At 73.2% G+C, this 16,973-nt stretch carries 14 protein-coding genes and 1 pseudogene; 10 read left to right on the top strand and 5 right to left on the bottom strand.

The features are described from left to right. Window positions 1-24 precede the first annotated feature (24 nt). The 4 genes from ACGF5U_RS19095 to ACGF5U_RS19080 all read left to right on the top strand — a co-directional run bounded on the left by ACGF5U_RS19095 (window position 25) and on the right by ACGF5U_RS19080 (window position 5,546). Window positions 25-1,107 carry a prephenate dehydrogenase gene (locus tag ACGF5U_RS19095; protein WP_392715827.1) on the top strand — a complete coding sequence of 361 codons (1,083 nt, stop codon included), beginning with the start codon at window positions 25-27 and terminating at the stop codon, window positions 1,105-1,107. 286 nt (window positions 1,108-1,393) lie between these two features. Beyond that, window positions 1,394-2,743, top strand: a complete 1,350-nt coding sequence (locus tag ACGF5U_RS19090; RefSeq protein WP_392715510.1) for a cation:proton antiporter — start codon at window positions 1,394-1,396, stop codon at window positions 2,741-2,743. 151 nt (window positions 2,744-2,894) lie between these two features. Next, on the top strand, window positions 2,895-4,196 hold the full coding sequence (locus ACGF5U_RS19085; RefSeq protein ID WP_392715511.1) for an NAD(P)/FAD-dependent oxidoreductase: 1,302 nt from the start codon (window positions 2,895-2,897) through the stop codon (window positions 4,194-4,196). A 132-nt stretch (window positions 4,197-4,328) separates the two neighbouring features. Beyond that, window positions 4,329-5,546, top strand: a complete 1,218-nt coding sequence (locus ACGF5U_RS19080) for an FAD-dependent oxidoreductase (protein WP_392715512.1) — start codon at window positions 4,329-4,331, stop codon at window positions 5,544-5,546. A gap of 6 nt (window positions 5,547-5,552) precedes the next feature. Here ACGF5U_RS19080 and cysK read toward each other — a convergent pair whose 3' ends face one another. Then, window positions 5,553-6,479 carry a cysteine synthase A gene (gene cysK / locus ACGF5U_RS19075; RefSeq protein ID WP_392715513.1) on the bottom strand — a complete coding sequence of 309 codons (927 nt, stop codon included), beginning with the start codon at window positions 6,477-6,479 and terminating at the stop codon, window positions 5,553-5,555. Next, window positions 6,476-7,054, bottom strand: coding sequence for a serine O-acetyltransferase EpsC (gene epsC, locus ACGF5U_RS19070; protein WP_392715514.1), 579 nt, complete (start codon window positions 7,052-7,054; stop codon window positions 6,476-6,478). The genes cysK and epsC overlap by 4 nt, the downstream gene beginning before the upstream one ends. A gap of 242 nt (window positions 7,055-7,296) precedes the next feature. Here epsC and ACGF5U_RS19065 point away from each other — a divergent pair, with 242 nt between their 5' ends. The 3 genes from ACGF5U_RS19065 (at window position 7,297) to ACGF5U_RS19055 (ending at window position 11,357) form a co-directional block, all read left to right on the top strand. Further along, complete coding sequence (locus ACGF5U_RS19065; RefSeq protein ID WP_392715515.1) at window positions 7,297-7,590, top strand: hypothetical protein; 294 nt, start codon at window positions 7,297-7,299, stop codon at window positions 7,588-7,590. A gap of 233 nt (window positions 7,591-7,823) precedes the next feature. Next, the gene (locus ACGF5U_RS19060) at window positions 7,824-8,765 is read left to right on the top strand and encodes a carbohydrate kinase family protein (protein WP_392715516.1); all 942 of its coding nucleotides are present in this window, start codon (window positions 7,824-7,826) and stop codon (window positions 8,763-8,765) included. Between the two features lie 387 nt (window positions 8,766-9,152). Beyond that, window positions 9,153-11,357, top strand: a complete 2,205-nt coding sequence (locus ACGF5U_RS19055; RefSeq protein ID WP_392715517.1) for an HAD-IIB family hydrolase — start codon at window positions 9,153-9,155, stop codon at window positions 11,355-11,357. A gap of 55 nt (window positions 11,358-11,412) precedes the next feature. On the opposite strand, the gene ACGF5U_RS19050 is transcribed toward ACGF5U_RS19055, so the two are convergent. Further along, entirely contained in the window at window positions 11,413-12,516 is a 1,104-nt protein-coding gene (locus ACGF5U_RS19050) for an AraC family transcriptional regulator (RefSeq protein ID WP_392715518.1), read from the bottom strand. A gap of 103 nt (window positions 12,517-12,619) precedes the next feature. Here ACGF5U_RS19050 and ACGF5U_RS19045 point away from each other — a divergent pair, with 103 nt between their 5' ends. After that, on the top strand, window positions 12,620-13,534 hold the full coding sequence (locus ACGF5U_RS19045; protein ID WP_392715519.1) for an MBL fold metallo-hydrolase: 915 nt from the start codon (window positions 12,620-12,622) through the stop codon (window positions 13,532-13,534). Window positions 13,535-13,541: 7 nt separating this feature from the next. Here ACGF5U_RS19045 and ACGF5U_RS19040 read toward each other — a convergent pair whose 3' ends face one another. Together ACGF5U_RS19040 and ACGF5U_RS19035 are read right to left on the bottom strand one after the other, a co-directional pair. Then, window positions 13,542-14,438, bottom strand: a complete 897-nt coding sequence (locus tag ACGF5U_RS19040) for a hypothetical protein (protein WP_392715520.1) — start codon at window positions 14,436-14,438, stop codon at window positions 13,542-13,544. Next, window positions 14,435-15,445 carry an SPFH domain-containing protein gene (locus ACGF5U_RS19035; RefSeq protein ID WP_392715521.1) on the bottom strand — a complete coding sequence of 337 codons (1,011 nt, stop codon included), beginning with the start codon at window positions 15,443-15,445 and terminating at the stop codon, window positions 14,435-14,437. Before ACGF5U_RS19035 ends, ACGF5U_RS19040 begins: the two co-directional genes overlap by 4 nt. Window positions 15,446-15,626: 181 nt before the next feature. On the opposite strand from ACGF5U_RS19035, the gene ACGF5U_RS19030 reads away from it, so the two are divergent. Both ACGF5U_RS19030 and ACGF5U_RS19025 read left to right on the top strand, forming a co-directional pair. Beyond that, window positions 15,627-16,592 (top strand): FAD-dependent oxidoreductase, encoded by a 966-nt coding sequence (locus tag ACGF5U_RS19030; protein WP_392715522.1) that lies wholly within the window; start codon window positions 15,627-15,629, stop codon window positions 16,590-16,592. Window positions 16,593-16,709: 117 nt separating this feature from the next. Continuing rightward, window positions 16,710-16,970 (top strand): annotated as a pseudogene (locus tag ACGF5U_RS19025) (NAD(P)-binding protein); the annotation flags it as partial. Window positions 16,971-16,973: the final 3 nt, after the last annotated feature.

Genomic DNA, 16,973 nt, shown 5'->3' with positions numbered 1-16,973 from the left:
ACGAACGGGGGAGAGGAAGCCGTGATACGCACCGCGATGGTCGTGGGCACGGGACTGGTCGGCACGTCGCTGGCGATGGCGCTGGTACGCAGAGGCGTCACGGTCCATCTGCGCGACCGGTCCGCCACCGCCGCCGGTGTCGCGGCCGGCCTGGGCGCCGGAGTGCTGGAGCCACCGGAGGGCCCGGTCGACGTGGCCGTCGTCGCCGTACCGCCGGCGGCGGTCGGCGCCGTCGTCGGCGAACTCCAGCGGGGCGGGACCGCACGCGCGTACACCGACGTGGCCAGTGTGAAGGCCCATCCGCAGTACGACGTCGAGGCGTTCGCCGACGCCGGATCGTTCATCGGCGGTCATCCGCTCGCCGGCGGGGCGCGCTCAGGGCCGCTCGGCGCCAACGGGTCGCTGTTCGAGGGGCGGCCCTGGGTGCTCGCGCCCTCGGAAGCGACCTCCCGCGCCACCCTCAACACGGCCCTGGAGCTGGTCAGCGTCTGCGGCGCCGTGCCCGTCGTCATGGACGCGGACCGGCACGACAAGGCGGTCGCGCTGATGTCCCACGCCCCGCACGTGGTCGCGGCCGTCATGGCGGCCCGCCTCGAAGGGGCGCCGTCCGACGCGACCCGGCTGGCCGGACAGGGCATCCGGGACGTCACCCGGATCGCGGCATCCGACCCGGTGCTGTGGGAGGAGATCCTCACCGGCAACTCCACGGCCGTCGCCGACGTCCTGGAGGCCGCCGCCGCGGATCTCACCACGGCGGTCGAGGCGCTGCGCTCCCTCGGCGCGGCCGACGAGGAGAAGCGGGCCGAGGGGTCCCGGGCGCTCACCGGAGTGCTGCGGCGCGGCAACAGCGGACACGCGTGCCTGCCCGTCAAGCACGGAGCGGTGCCCGCCGTTTTCGGTGAGGTCGAGATCGGTGTCGCGGACGAGCCGGGTGAACTCGCCGGCATCTTCTCCGCCGTGGGACGGCTGGGCGTCAACGTCGAGGACATGACGATCGAGCACGCCACGGCCACCAGGAGCGGGCTCCTCAGGCTGCTCGTCGACCGCGGGGAGGTCCGGCGCGTCGCCGAGCGGCTCACGGAGGAGGGCTGGCCGGTCCGCGACTGAACGTCCGTCCCCCGTCCGCGTGTCCTCCGCCGTCCCCGGACAGCGGGCCGTCCGCGCCACCGGGCTTCCCAGACCGGGCTTCCCAGACCGGGCTTGCCAACCGGGCTTCCCAGATCGGGCTTCCCGGACCGGGCTTGCAACCGAACTTCCCAGACCGGGCTTCCCGGACCGGGCTTGCCAACCGAACTTCCCAGACCGGGCTTGCCTCACCGGTCCCTCCCACCGGGCCGCCGCCTGCCGACGGCCATCCCCACACCTGTACCTCCTTCTGTCGTAAGGGTCATCCGTGTCGCACACCGTGCATCTGGCGCTCGCCGCCGACAAGAATCTGGAACTCGTCCTGCGCGTCCTGCCGGCCATCGTGGTGATCCTCGCCGCGTCCGCACTCTGCGGAAGGCTCGCTCTGCTGGTGAAACAGCCGCGCGTACTGGGCGAGATGGTCGCCGGTGTCCTTCTCGGACCCACGCTCTTCGGGGCGCTTTTCCCCGGAGTCCAGCAGGCGATATTCACCCCCGACGTCAAACCCGTGCTCTACGTTCTCAGTACCATCGGACTGACGCTGTTCATGTTCCTGGTCGGCGCGGGACTGGACCACGGCGGGGGCGGTGGAGTACGGCAGACCCGGGACGCGGGGGTTCTGGCCGTCTCCGGAATCGTGCCGTCCCTGCTGCTCGGCGCGGGCGTCGGCTATCTCCTCCACGACCGGCTCTCCCGCCCCGACATCAGCCCGTTCGAGTTCGCGCTGTTCATCGGTGGCGCCCTGTCCATCACGGCCTTTCCGATGCTCGCCCGTATTCTCTACGAGCGGGGTCAGCAGAATTCACCGCTGGGCCGGCTCACCCTGCTCGGCGCGTCCGTGGACGACGCGATCGCCTGGTGCTTCCTCGCCGTCCTGTCCGCGCTGCACGCCAACGCGGGCGCCGGTGACGCGTTCCGCACGATCGGCCTGGCCGCCGCCTTCGCCGTGTTCATGCTGGTCGTGGTCGCGCGGCTGCTGAAGCCCCTGGGCACCCGCGTCCAGCGCACCGGCCGGTTCGGCTTCGACGAGATGTACCTGGTCGTCGGTATCGTGCTGCTCGCCGGCTACTTCACCGACTACATCGGCATCTACTCGGTGTTCGGCGGATTCATCGCCGGTCTCGCCATGCCGCGCAATCCGGCGTTCCGGGAGGCCCTGCACGGCAGGATGATGGATCTGGTGTGCGTCCTGCTGCTGCCGATATTCTTCGCGTTCTCCGGACTCAATACCCAGTTGAACGGACTGGCCGGCTGGGCCATGCTGGTGCCGTTCCTGCTGATCCTTGCCGCCGGGTTCTTCGGCAAGTACTTCGGGTGCAGCCTCGCCCTGCGGTCCGTCGGGTTCTCCTGGCGTGAATCGTATGCCGTCGGCGGGCTTATGAACGCCCGGGGACTGATGATCCTCATCTTCATCAACATCGGTCTCGCCCAGGGCATGATCACCCAGGACGTCTTCTCGATCCTCGTACTCGTCGCCGTCGTGACCACGGCAGCGGCCATGCCCCTGTACCGGTGGGCGCTGCCGGACAAGGACGAGAAGACGGAAACCCCGGCCGACGGCTCCCGGGACGACGAACCACGCGCGCTGGCGCGGGCCGGCACCGCGACCGACGCGTGACCGCCGAAGCGATTTCTCCAACGGCGCCTGCCACGGCTTCCGCGACCGGTTCTCCCACGGCGCCTGCCACGGCTTCTGCCACCGGTTCTTCGACGGCTTCTGCAACGGCTTCTTCAACGACGTGGACATTCACGAAAGAGGGATGGAAAGAATGAGTGACATCAAGCACGAGAACGTCGATGTCGTGGTCGTCGGCGGAGGCCCCGGCGGGGCGACGACAGCCGCGACGATCGCGGCGGAGGGCAAGTCGGTGCTCCTCCTGGAGAAGGCGCCGTTCCCCCGGTTCCACATCGGTGAGTCGCTGCTGCCGTACATGGCGGGTCTGCTGGACCAGATGGGCCTGCTGGAGAAGTTCCGGGAGAACGGCTACGTCCCCAAGTGCGGCGCCGAGTTCACCGACACCAGCGGCATGTTCCGCCGCGTGTCCTTCGAGGACCAGGGACCCGGTCGGCACCACCGCACCTTCCAGGTGGAGCGCGCCCACTTCGACAACGCCCTGCTGGAGCACGCCCGGGAGGCAGGCGCCCGGGTGCTGAACCCCGCCACCGTGGACGACCTGCTCATCGAGGACGGCCGGGTCGTGGGCGTGCGCTACCGCTACGAGGGCGAGATACGCGAGGTCCGCGCCGCGTACGTGGTCGACGCCAGCGGCCGCAGCGGCAAGATCGCGCAGACCTTCGGCCTGCGGCGCAGCGTCGACCAGCTCCGTATGGTCGCCATCTACCGCCACTTCACCGGCCTGGACGAGCAGGCCAACCCCGGACAGCAGGGCGACATCCAGATCGGCAACCACGACGACGGCTGGGTGTGGGCCATCCCGGTCTGGGACGACACCATCAGCATCGGCACGGTGATGCACAAGGACACCTTCCGCCAGGGCGACCCCGAGAAGATCTTCGACGACCACCGCAGCCGGGTGCCGCGCATCGCCCAGCGGCTGGAGGGCACCGAGGCCTCCACCAAGATCCGGATCGAGACCGACTACTGCTACCTGTCCGAGCAGCTGGCCGGGCCCGGCTGGTTCATCGTGGGCGACGCCGGCTGCTTCGTGGACCCGATCTTCTCCGGCGGTGTCTACCTCGCCATGGTCACCGGCCGGGAGGCCGGCCGGAACATCGTCGCGGCCCTGGAGAAGCCGGACCGGATCGAGCGGCTCCAGGCCTCGTACGAGAGCTTCTACAAGACCGGCTACGACACCTACTTCCGCCTCATCCACGGCTTCTACGACTACAAGTTCAACTTCGGCCAGTACCGCCGCGAGCTGCCCGACCACATCGAGGAGCGCCAGGTGTCGCTGCTCCTCGCCGGTGACTTCTGGAGCCAGGGCAACGCGCTGGCCCGCCACCTGCGGGACGACCGCCGCTGGGACACCTTCGCCCCCTTCGAGTACTACTACGGCTGCCCGGTCTACCCCGACCTGGAGCTGCTGGAGCGCGTCGAAGCCGGCGTCTGACGCCCCCTCACCCCACCGACGCCACGCCCGCGGCCCCACCCCGCGCCGTGGCCACGCCCCGCGTCACCCCCCTCGGCCTCCCGCGCGCCCGCACTCCGGGCGCGCGGGGGCCGCACCGACGAGAGAGCCCCCATGGAACGTTCATACGCTGATGTCGTCGTCATCGGTGCCGGACCGGCCGGCCTGGTGCTCACCGAACTCCTCACCAGGAACGGCATGTCCGTGGCCGTGGTCGAGCGGCAGAGCGACCCGACCCGGAGCCCGCAGGGCGCCCTGCTCCAGCCGGTGACCCTCGACCTGCTGCACCGGCTGGTGGGCTTCGCCCACTCCGCGGACGAGGTGGGCGCCATCACCGCCATCGAGGAGTACGGCCCCTCGGGCCGGCTCTTCTCCGGCGCGTTCGCCGACCTCCCCGGCAGCCCGGCGGGTCACGCCCTGAACATCACGCAGGGACGGCTGCGGCGGCTGCTGCTGGACCGGGTCGCCGGCCATCCGGCGGTCAGCGTGCGGCTGGGCACCGAGGTGCGGCGGCTCGCCGCCACGGACGTCGGCGGCTGCCGTACGGTCGTGGCCCCGGCGGACGGCACGGGCGCACCGCACACCCTGGAGTCCCGCTGGGTCGTCGCCGCCGACGGCAAGGGCTCCGAGACCCGCGACCTGACGGGCGTGGAGACCTGGATCGACGAGGCGGAGCACACCCTCCGGCTCGTCCCCGTGCCCACCCCCGGCGGCTTCCCCCGCACCATCAGGGCCCACCGGCGCCCCGACGGCATGGCCACGGTGGTCCCCGACGCCTCGCCCGGCACGACGTTCGTCTTCACCCATCTCACCCCCGCCGCCCTCGGCCACGACCCGTCCCCTGGCACCGCGCCCGGCGGGCCCATCGCGCCCGAGCGGATCGTGGACTGGGTCGTACGGGCCATCGGCGCCGACGACCCGGTCCTCACCGAAGCCCTGCGCGCCGCCGCACCCCGGGACCGGATCATCACGATCGAGCCCCAGACCGTCAACGCCGTCGACTGGCGGCGCGACGGCGTGCTCCTGCTCGGCGACAGCGCCCACGGCATGCACAACATCGGCGGGCAGGGCCTCAACACCTCCATCCAGGACGCGATCCTGCTCGCGGACGCCCTGCGCCGGCACGGCGACGACGGGAAGACCGCCTGGGTGGACGACTTCATCCGCGCCAGGCGGCCGTACATCGACGCCTTCCAGGAGGCCCAGCGCGCCCTGGGGCGCGCCTTCTGGCCGGACGGCGGCGGCACCAGCTGGTTCGCGGGCCGCTTCGAGGAACTCAGCCTCGGCCAGGCCGACCTGAGGGACCGCTGGTACGAGGTGATCGACGGCTGAGCGGGTTCACACGTCCTGGAACAGCGGCGTGCTGAGGTACCGCTCGCCCGTGTCGGGCAGCACCACCACGATCAGCGCGCCCTCGTGCCGGGGATCCCGCGCGACCGCCGAGGCGGCGTGCAGCGCGGCACCGCTGGAGACGCCCGCGAGGATGCCCTCGGTGCGGGCGAGCCGGCCCGCGGCCGCCCGTGCCTCGGGGACGGTGACGGTACGGATCGCGTCGTACACCCCGGTGTCGAGGATCTCCGGGACGAAGCCCGCCCCGAGCCCCTGGATGCCGTGCGGTCCGGCCTGGCCGCCCGACAGCACGGGCGACTCGGCGGGCTCGACGCCGACGACCGCGATGTCCGGACGCTTCTCCTTCAGGACGCCGCCCACACCCGTGATGGTGCCACCGGTGCCGACCCCGGCGACCAGGACGTCCACCCGGCCGCCGGTGGCCTCCCAGATCTCCAGCGCGGTGGTGCGGCGGTGGACGTCGGGGTTGGCCGGATTGCGGAACTGCTGCGGCATGAACCAGCCGTTGGCGTCCGCCAGTTCCACGGCCCGGGAGATCGCGCCGGACATGCCGTCGGCGGCCGGGGTGAGGATGAGCTCGGCGCCGTACGCGCGCAGCAGCGCCCGGCGTTCGGTGCTCATGCTCTCCGGCATGGTGAAGGTGACCGGGTAGCCCTTGGCCGCCGCGACCATCGCCAGTCCGATACCGGTGTTGCCGCTGGTCGGCTCGATGATCCGGCTGCCCGGTGCCAGTTCGCCCGTGGCCTCGGCCGCCTCGATCATCGCGAGGGCGATACGGTCCTTGACGCTGCCCCCGGGATTCGCCGACTCCAGCTTCGCGACGAGGCGTGCCGGGAGCCCCTCACCGAAACGGGAGAGCTCCACCAGGGGTGTGCCTCCGATGAGCGCCGTCACGGAGGGATGTATCGCCGTCATGGGCGTCCTTTCTCAGATGTGCCGAGGAACGGCCGCGGTCGGCCGGGCCGCCCCGGGACGCGGACGGAGACGTCCGGCCGGGCGGTCCGGACGGTGGCGTGCGCGGGGATGTCGTCCGTGACCAGGGCGTGGGCGCCGATCACGGTGTCGTGGCCGACCTCGACCGGGCCGAGCACGGTCGCCCCGACTCCCAGGACGACCCGGTCGCCGATGGCCGGGTGCCGCCGTGCCGTGCCGTGGTCGGTCCACCAGCCGGTGCCGCCCAGCGTCACCTGGTGGTACAGCATCACGTCGTCGCCGAGCACGGCCGTCTCGCCGATCACCACACCCATGCCGTGGTCGATGAAGCAGCGCCGCCCGATCACCGCACCGGGGTGGATCTCGATGCCCGTCAGGGTCCGGCAGATCTGGGACACCGCCCGGGGCACCAACGGCACGCCGAGACGGTGGAGCCGATGCGCGACCCGGTGTACCCAGATCGCCCACAGCCCCGGATACAGCAGCACCTCGACGACGCGTGCGCCACGCAGCGCCGGATCCTTGCGGCAGGCCGCCCGCAGGTCTTCCAGGATCATCGCGCGCCCTCCATGGAGGAGAACGCTAGGCGGGCGCCCCCTGTCCGCACGGGGGCCGAAGAGCCCCGCGGCCGGTGGCCGTACGGCCCCGGAGAAACCGCCGTACGGGGCCGTACGGCCCGGAAAGAAACGCATTACCCATGTTCTGCGCGTAATTCCGGTGTCAGAGTGGCAGACGGTAGGAAAGAGGGGCTTTTCGCCGGGTGCGGGGTCCGCGTGCGGGCAAGGAGAGGGTGATCGGCATGGCTGACTGGGCTTCGTGGACGACGGTCGGGGTGTACGCCGGACCCGGTGGCGTCCGTACGGTCGAGGTGGGCGTCGTCACGGGAGACGTGACGGTGCACACCACCTGGTTCGAGGGGCAGGCGGATGTGGCGGTGCAGTTCTCGGGTGGATCCGACTGGTTCACCGTGACGGGCAGCCCCGTGACATGCGCGTCGGAGGAGGAGAGCCGGACGCTCCACCAAGCCGTGGTGGAGGCCGTACGGGCCGGCGGCGGCGCCGGTATCCCGCACGCGCCGTACTCCGCCATCTGACACGGCCCCCGCGTCGCGCCGTACCCCGCCCTGTGACACGGGCTCCGCAGGCCTCCCGCGTGTCCTCCGGGTGTCCGGCCGGGCTGCTCGCCGCCCCGCGTGGCGTCCGTCGGTGACGGGTTCCGGCCATCTCCCTGAGTTACCGGTCCCTTTCTTTCCGTGACCGCATACAGTCCGGACATGACCCACAGGCGTACGTCCCGCGACCGCCGGGAGAAGCGGAAGAGGCTGTGGTGAGCCGGGGCAGCGGCCGGGACCGGGACGGGGAGGCGCGCCCCTCGGTCCTGGTCGTCGGCGCCTACGCGATCGATCTGGTGTTCCGGGACCTCGCGGGCCCGGTGGCGTTCGGCTCCGAGGTCTGGGCAGGCGGCCTGGGGATGGTGCCCGGCGGGGCGTTCACCCTGGCCATGGGCCTGCGGCGACTGGGGCGCGACGTGGTGTGGGCGGCCGATCTCGGCACCGACGTCTTCAGCCGCGAGGTCATCGCCGCGGCGCGCGCCGAGGGCATCGACGAGCGGGCCTTCCGCCGGCACCCGGGCCCCGTACGGAACGTGACCGTCGCCCTGTCGAACCCGGGCGACCGGGCGATGATCGCCTACGAGGACCCGGTCACGGCACGTCCTCTCGCCGAACTGGTCGACACCTACCGGCCGGCGGTGGTGATGCTGCCGTACCTCCAGTACGGCCCCGAGGTGGCCGAGGCGCTCGACGTGGCCGCCCGCCACGGCACGTGGATGTTCATGGACTGCCAGGACTACCCCGGTCACATCGCGATGCCCGAGGTGCGCAAGGTGCTCTCCCGGGTGGGGGTGTTCGCGCCCAACGAGGCGGAGGCCCTGCGGCTCACGGGGGCGGCCGACGTGGACGAGGCACTCGACCTGCTGGCCGGGCTCGTGCCCACAGTGGTGATCAAACGGGGCGCCCACGGGGCGGTCGCCGCCGAGGACGGGCGCCGCGCCGCGCAGGCCGCCCCGCCGGTGCCGGCCGTCGACACCACCGGCGCGGGCGACTGCTTCAACGTGGGGTTCCTGCACCGCCGGCTGGAGGGCGCGTCGCTCGGCGAATGCCTCGCGGCGGGCGTAGCGTGCGGGACGGCCGCGGTGACCGGCCCCGGTTCGAGCGCCGCGCCGGACACCGCCGGGCTGCGGACATGGCTGTCGCGCCTCCCGGCCTGACCGGTACGGGCGCGTCGTGCGGCGGGCGTCATGGGCCGCGCGGCGGACGCCATGACTGTCCGGCGGGCGTCATGGGCCGTGCGGTGACGCAGCACGTCGTCCGCCGCGGCCTCCTCCGCGGCGGCGCTTCTTCGACCACCAGGAGGCTGGATGGCAGAGGACACGGGACACCCGGGGCCCATGGGGCACACGGGGTGCACAGGAGATGCGGGGTGCACAGGAGATGCGGGGCGCACAGGAGATGCGGGGCGCACGGGAGACGCGGGGCACGCCGGGCGGCACGGAGGGCGTACGGGAGACGCGGGGCACGCCGGGCGGCACGGAGGGCGTACGGGAGAGACCGGCGGGGCAGTGGCGTGGCCCGCCCGTCCGGAGGTCCGGGTCCTCGTGACCGACCTGGACGGCACGCTGCTCGGCGGTGACGAGGACGGCCGGCGGCGGCTGCGCAGGGCCCTGGACCGGCACCCGGAGATCACGGTCGTCTTCGCGACCGGGCGGGGCCTGGCCTCCGTGCGGTCCCTCCTCGCCCGGGACCCGCTCATCCCCGCACCCCGCTGGATCATCGGCGACGTCGGCTCCAGCGTCGTCGACGCCACCGACATGAGCCATGTCGACGTTCTGGAAGCCAGGCTCCGGGCCGGCTGGCCCGGCCACGACCGGGTCAGGGACGCCCTGCGCCGTTTCCCCCGGCTGGTGTACCAGGACGGCGTGGAGCAGGGCGGCCGCTGCTCCTTCTACCTGCATCCGGAAGACCTGTCGCGCGAGCTCACCGACGCGGTCGAGGCCCTGGGCTGCTCCTGGGTCCACTCCGCCGGGCGCTACTTCGACGTCCTGCCGCCCCGGGCGGACAAGGGCCAGGCCGTACGGCAGCTGGCCCGCAAGCTCCAGTGGCCGGCCTCCGGCCTGCTGGTCGCCGGGGACTCGCTCAACGACCTGTCGCTCTTCCGGCTCGGTGCGCACGGCGTGGTCATGGGCAACGCCGAGCCCGCGCTGTCCGCCCGCCTGCCCCCGGGGCCGCGGCTCCACCGCCCGCCGCTCGAAGGCGCCGCAGCCCTCCTGTCGGCCCTGGAACGGCTCGGATGGGTACGGCCGCCGGCCTCCGTCGTGATCGGCTACCACCGCCCGCCGCTGCGCTGGTCGGAAGGGCGGTGGCGGCAACCGGAGAGCCCGAACGGCATCCTGCCCACGCTGACCTCGATCCTGGGCGCGCCGGTGCAGGGCACACCGCTGCCGGGCGCGCCGGTTCGCGGCGCCTCAGCCCTCGACGCGTCCGCCGCCGACGGCAGGGGCGGCCTGGACGCCGTGTGGGTGTGGGCGGCCGCCGCCGTGGACGACGCTCCCGCCGCCCGCCCCGCGGCCCGCACCACGGGACTGCCGCTCGCCCTGCTGCCGCTGTCGTCCCGGCGCTGGGCCGGCTACTTCCACGGCGCCTGCAAGGAGACGCTGTGGCCCGCGCTGATGTCGCAGCCGCACCTCATCCGTCACGACCCGGCACACTGGGCCGACTACGAGGCGGTCAACGCCGCCTTCGCCCGGCACATCGACGCGCACGCGGAACACGGCGCGACCGTCTGGCTGCACGACTACAACCTCTGGCTCGTCCCCGGCATTCTCCGTGCGGCCCGGCCCGACCTGAGCGTCGGCCTGTTCCACCACACGCCCTTCCCGGAGCCGACCACCTTCCGGCGCCTTCCGGCCGCCGAGGAACTGCGGGCCTCCCTCTCCCACCTCGACTGGGCGGGCTTCCACACCTCCGCCTTCGCCCGCAACTTCCGCCGCCTGCTCGCCGATCCACCCCGCGCATCCGGTCCATCCGATACATCCGGCACGACTGGTACGTCCGGTGCGGTGCGTACACCGCCTCCACCGCGCGCACCACGTACCGGAGTTCATCCGCTGGGCATCGACCGCGAGGCCGTCGCCGCCCTGGCCGTGGCCCGCGCCCCGCGCCTCACCGCCCGCCCGGACGCGCCGCTGGTCCTGTCGGTCGAGCGACTCGACTACACCAAGGCACCCGTCCAGAAGGTGCGTGCCGTCGGCGCGCTCCTCGAACGGGCCCCCGAGCTGCGGAGGCGGTTGTGCTTCCGCCTCGTGTGTCCGCCGCCCGAGCCCGGGATCCGCGCGTACGACACCACCCGCACCGCACTCGAACGGGCCGTCGCCGCGGTCAACACACGGTGGGGCGACAGAGGGTGGCAGCCGGTCGACTACCGGCCCCGCGCTCTGCCGTTCCCTGAGGTCGTGGACGAGTACCTCGCGGCGGACGTGTTCTGGGTGACCTCCCTCGCCGACGGCATGAACCTCACCGCCAAGGAGTACGTCGCCGCCCAGGCGGCCGCCGGCCGGGCGGGCGTCCTCGTCCTGTCCCGCCACACCGGAGCCGCCGAGCGATTCGGCACCGAATCCCTGCTCACCGAACCGCGCTCGCCCCGGGACCTGGTCGACACCCTGTGCAGGGCCCTGGCCATGACGCCCGTTCAGCGGCGTACGCACATCACGCGCCTGGCCGCGCTCCTCGACCGGGAGACTCCCCGGGACTGGGCCCGCGCCATCGTGGCGTCCATCGGGGAACAGCCGGGCGGCACGGGGTGAAGGGGGGCTCTCGCCCGGCGGGTCCGGAAACTCCGTACCGGTGCCGTCCGTCACGTCATGTCGGCCTCGGCCCGTGCCGGGTCGCCCGGTACCGCCCGGGTGTCGTCCCGAACAGCCGGAGGAACGCGTGGGAGAGCGCGTAAGGGCTGCCGTACCCCACCTGCCGTGCCACGGCTTCCAGGGGGACGGACGTCTCGCGCAGGGTGCGGGCGGCGAGGGTGAGCCGCCACCAGCCGAGGTACGCCATGGGGGAGCGGCCGACCAGCGACGTGAACCGGCGGGCCAGCGTGGCGCGGGAGACGCCGGCCTCGGCCGCCAGACGGTTCACGGTCCACGGGGCGGCCGGGGCGTCGTGCAGGGCCCGCAGGGCGGCGGCCACGACGGGGTCGTTCAACGCGGCGGGCCAGGAACCGGATCCGCCCGCTGCTCCGGCCCGGGACCCGGCCCCGGTCGCGTACCCGGCCGCCGGACCTGATCCCGGTACCGGCCTGGCGGCGGTGGCGTTCCCGGCCAGCCAGGACCGCAGCATGTAGACGAGGAGGAGGTCGAGCAGCCCCGGCACCGCGATGGAGGAACCGGGCAGCGGGCCGTGGTGCTCACGGCCCAGCAGATCGATGGCGGCACGCAGCTCGGGGTGGTCGCCGACCCGGTGCGGCAGATGGACGACGACGGGGAGCTCGGCCATCAGCGGATGCGTGAGACTGCGGTCCAGACGGTACTTGCCGCACAGCAACTCGGCCCCGTCGCCGCCCTCCCGACCCGTCGCCGCCCCGGCTCCCGACCCCGGCCCCGGCGTGGACCCCGGCCCCGGCGTGGACCCCGGCCCCGGCGTGGGACCCGGTGCCGGTGTGGGACCCGGCCCGCCCTCCGCCTGCCACCGCTCGAACGGCACCGCCCGCTCGACCGTCGCGGCGTCGGCGGGGGCGTCCGCGAGCACATGCCCCGTGCCGTGCGGCAGCAGCACCGCGTCTCCCGTGCCGAGGGACACCGGGGCGCCCTCCCCGTCCGGCAGCAGCCAGCAGGTGCCCCGTAGGACGACATGGAAGCCGGCACCGTCGTACGGGGCGAACCGCGTACACCAACTGCCCGTCACCCTCATGCGGTTGGAGTCGGGCCTCCCGACCCGTACGGCGGCGATCGCATCGCTCACGACATCCATGGGCCCCAGCGTACCGAGACCCGCGTGTGCTGAGACGAACGCGTATCCAGGTGAGCCGATCGGTCATTGAGACGCTCGGACCCCGCTCCCTAGCGTGGTGGTCATGCGGAGCATCGTGCTGGGAGACGTGGAAGTCATCGGGGTCACCGAGTGGCAGGGGCCGTTCGCCCCCGCCCGTGACCTCGTGCCGGAGGCGGGAGCGGAGACGTGGAAGGAGAACGAGGACTGGCTGGCGCCCGATCACTGGGAGCCTGAGAGCGACCGGTACGTCGCGGCCCTCCAGACCTGGGTGCTGCGCAGCGGAGGGCGAACCGTCCTGGTGGACACGGGCGTCGGCCACCGGCGCGAACGGCCGGGCTCGCCCCACTTCCACCGGCGCCCCTCCGACCTGCTGAACCGGCTGGCCGACGCCGGGGTGCGCCCCGAGGACGTGGACGTCGTCGTCAACACCCACCTCCACGCCGACCACGTCGGCTGGAACACCCGGGAGCAGGACGGGGAGTGGATACCGGCGTTCCCGAACGCCCGGTACCTCATCCCCGCCGCCGACGACGCCCACTACGGCGCCCGCGGTTCCTCCGGGGCCGGGCTGAGCGAGGACGACCGGCGCGTCTACGAGGACAGCGTCGCGCCCGTGCACCGGGCGGGGCAGGTGGTGCTGTGGGAGGGAACCCACCGCATCGACGCCCACCTGGTCCTGGAGCCCGCGCCCGGACACACCCCCGGCTCGTGCGTGCTGCGCCTGGCCTCCGGCGGCGACCGCGCCGTGTTCGTCGGCGACCTGCTGCACAGCCCCGTCCAGATCATCGAACCCTCCCACAGCAGCTGCTTCTGCCTGGACCCGCGCCGGGCGGCGGTCAGCCGGCGGCGGATGCTGGAACGGGCCGCCGACGAACGCGAGCTGGTCGTCCCGGCGCACTTCGCCGGGGCGGGCGCGGTCGAGGTGCGCCGGAACGGCGGCGGCTTCACCGTCGAGAGCTGGGCCGCCTGGCGGACCACCGGGGATCCGGATGCCTGACGCCCGGTCAGGTCACCAGCCGTAGCGCGGTGTCCGAGACGCCGAGGCGGACCGTCTGTCCCCGTGTCAGCTGGAGGGCGTCCGTCTCCATGCCGTCGCCGAAGGCGACCAGCCGGTCGGACTCGACGGTGAGCCGCAGCCGCGCCGCCGAGCCGAGCACGCCCTCCACGAGGGACGTGCCGGTGGCGGGCGACGCCCAGGCCTCCCGTACGAACCAGGCGAGGGCGCGGTCGGCCGGGCCCGGCATGGCCCGCGCCCCGCCCCGCTGCTGCGACAGGGAGCGCAGCCAGCCGGTGGCTCCGGTACCGGTCCCGACGACGACCCCGGAGGAGGCCTGGTGCTCCGGAGGCACGTCCTCCTCGGGTGCCAGCAGGTACCGGGCCGTCTGGTGCCCGGCCTGGCCGACGTAGATCTCGTTGAGGGCGACCAGGCGCTGGGCGTCATCGGTCACGGCCTCCACCATCGTCAGCTCGTCGACCGCGCTCCGCCGGGAGAGCGCGGCCTTCAGCAGGGCGGGTGCCCGCCCCGCCCGGTGCCGGACCAGGACACCGGGATTGCGGCCCGGTTCGCTGTCGATCCCGACGACCGGCTGCCCCGACAGGTACTTGGCGGCGTTCGCGACCAGTCCGTCCTGCCCCACGACGACGACCACGTCCTCCGGCGCGAAGAGGAAGCGGTCGAGGTCGGCGCGCTCGACCCTGGCCTGCCGCCAGGTGAGCGGCACGGCGGCCACCGCGGCGGCCAGGGCCCGCTTCGTACGGTGATGCCGTTCGAGCACATCGCCGATGCCCTGCCCGTGGGTGCGGAGGAAGAACTCGGCGTGGCCGTGGGTGCCGTGCCGTACGAGAAGCTCCTCGTACTCGGTGGTGCGGTGCACCAGCACCGCGCGGGGCGCGAGGCTCACGGCCGTCGCTCCGTGCCGGCGCTCAGCCTGGTGAGCAGCCCGCTGAGCAGGTCGGGGGAGACGGTCAGGCTGTCGATACGGGGCAGGTTGTCCGCGATCCGGTTGACGGCCAGGGCGTGCAGCGTCGCCGGGTCGGTCTCGCCGTGCGCCCGCAGCCAGGCGGCCCGCGCCTCCGCCTTCGCGGCGCCGGTCTCGCGCTCGGCCCGCGCCTGCGCGAGGGCCAGCCGTACGACACGGTCCGCCTCCGCCTCGGCGCGGACGGCGTCGGCGGCGGCCTTCTCCTCCGCCTCGCGGCGGGCGTTGGTGCCGCGCTGCTCGACCAGCCGCTCCTCGCGCCGGGCGAGTTCGATCCTGCTGGCCAGCTCGTTCTCGGCGATGGTCCGCTCGTGCTCGACCGCGACGGCACGCCGTTCGTACGTCGCCCGGTCGGCCTCCTGCTGGATCTGCTCCCGGGCGGGCGTGCGCAGGGCCCGCTCCACCTCGGGTTCCGGGCGCACGGCCACCACCCGGACGGCCACGACCCCGATCCCGGTGTCCGGCAGCCGGGGTTCGCCCGCCAGCCCTTCGGCGATCTGCGCCCGTACGGCCGCGACCCCGCTCACCAGCGATTCGGCGAGCGGCGTACGGGCGAGCACGTCCAGCGCGTGCTGCTGGGCGATCTCGGTGAGCAGCGTGGAGATCTGCTCCAGCGGCGCGCCGCGCCAGGCCCCGGTGTCGGGGTCGATGGAGAAGTCCAGCCGTGCGGCGGCCGTCTCCGGCGCGTCGATCCGGTAGGTGACGGTGGCCTGCACGGTCACGTCCTGGAAGTCGGCCGTACGGGCGTGGAACGTCATCGCCAGTTCGCGGTCGTCGACCGGGACCTCCGACAGAGCCGCCGTCAACGCCCGGTACCAGAAGCTGATGCCCGCCCCCTCGTGCGCGAGCCGCCCGCGCCGCAGATGGCGGATGTGCGTGGTGGGAACGGAACGGAGGTGGCGCCATCCCAGGCGCCTGCTGACGTCGGCCACGACCGGCCCCCCTCTTTTGTCGTCACCAAGACGATAATGGCCTTTCCGGTTGTCGTCAAGATGACGAAAACCGGGTGTTCAGGCTACCGGGTGTTCAGGCTCCGCCGTTCGCGAGCCACCGGTCGGCCCCCGCGCCGACCCGCCCCCGCGCGCCCCCTCGCGGTGGTGCTGGAATGGCCCCATGGCCGCCACACCGTCCCGTACCGATGCGACGGGCTCCCTCGACACCGACCTGATCGTCATCGGCGGAGGCCCGGCCGGCTGCGCCGCCGCGAGCATGGCCGCGAGTGTGGGCATGCGCTCGGTCCTGATAGAGCCGGACCGTCTGTGCCGCAACCTGTACCGCATCACGGCGCTGAACAACGTCCTCGGCGGCTACACCGACGGCGTGGAGCTGGCCGACGCGATCACCGCACAGCTCACGAGCACCCGGCTGTGCCGTCTCGAACTCGGCCGCCACGCCACCGGACTCCACGCCCACGGCAACCATGTGACCGTCACCCTGGACACCGCCACCCTGGGCACCGCCACCCTGGACACCGCCACCCGCCTGACCGCCCCGTACGCCGTCGTCGCCACCGGCGTCGGCCCGCTCCAGCCCCGCGACGTCCCCTGGATCACCGCCCCGCCCGTCCCCACCCCGCCCCCGCTCTGGCGGGCCGGAGCCGACGACGCCGAAGGCCGCACCCTGCTGATCCTCGGCGGCGACCGCACGACCGGCACCTTCCTGCGCGCCCACCCGCATACGGACACCCGACTCCTCGTCGCCTTCCCGCCCGGCGACGACTACAAGACCGAGGAGCTCCGCGAAGACCCCCGAGTCACCCTTCTCCCCGTCGAGCACCTCACCCTGCACACCTCGGCGAGCGCCGCGACCGCCGAGATCCTGGACCGGTCCGGCGAACGGCGACAGGTCGCGGCGGACGCCGCCTTCCTCGCCATCGGCAACGCCCCCACCGCCCCGCCCGGCGACCTCGTCCGCGACACGGCCGGCTACTGCCGCCCGGCCGACCAGCACCCCCGCGTCATCATCGCCGGCGACCTGCGCTCGGCCCGCTACCAGCGCGTCATGACGGCCCTGGGCTCCGGCAGTGAAGCGGCCCTGCACGCCTACTACGCCGCACAGGGCCTGACACCGCACATGTGAGGGCACCGTTCCGTATCCGGCCGGACCCTCCACCCCGCGCGGGGCGACCGGTGACCTCCCACCGGCGCCACCTCCGCAGCGCGGCCAACTCGGTTGCCCGCACAGGGAACTGATGGCATGTCAGTCGATAAGGAGCTCCTCGCGGCCGGCCCGCGCCTGGCGGCGGTGGCGCCGCGACTTCCGCGAACGGCCGCACACCCCGAAGGGAGCGATCAGCTCATGACCGAGCCTGAGAGCACGGGGCGCGACTACGACGTCGTCATCGGCGGAGCCGGCCTCGCCGGCAGCGCCGCGGCGATCCTCCTCGCGCGCCGTGGAGCCCGCGTCGCACTGCTGGAAGGCCGCTCGGACCCCGAAGCGTGCGGCGCCGCGGCGCGGCGG

The sequence above is a fragment of the Streptomyces sp. NPDC047886 genome, from assembly GCF_043204435.1.
GTDB lineage: Bacteria > Actinomycetota > Actinomycetes > Streptomycetales > Streptomycetaceae > Streptomyces.
The sequence above is the reverse complement of the archived record's forward strand: the minus strand, read 5'-3'. Positions and strand labels throughout refer to the sequence as shown.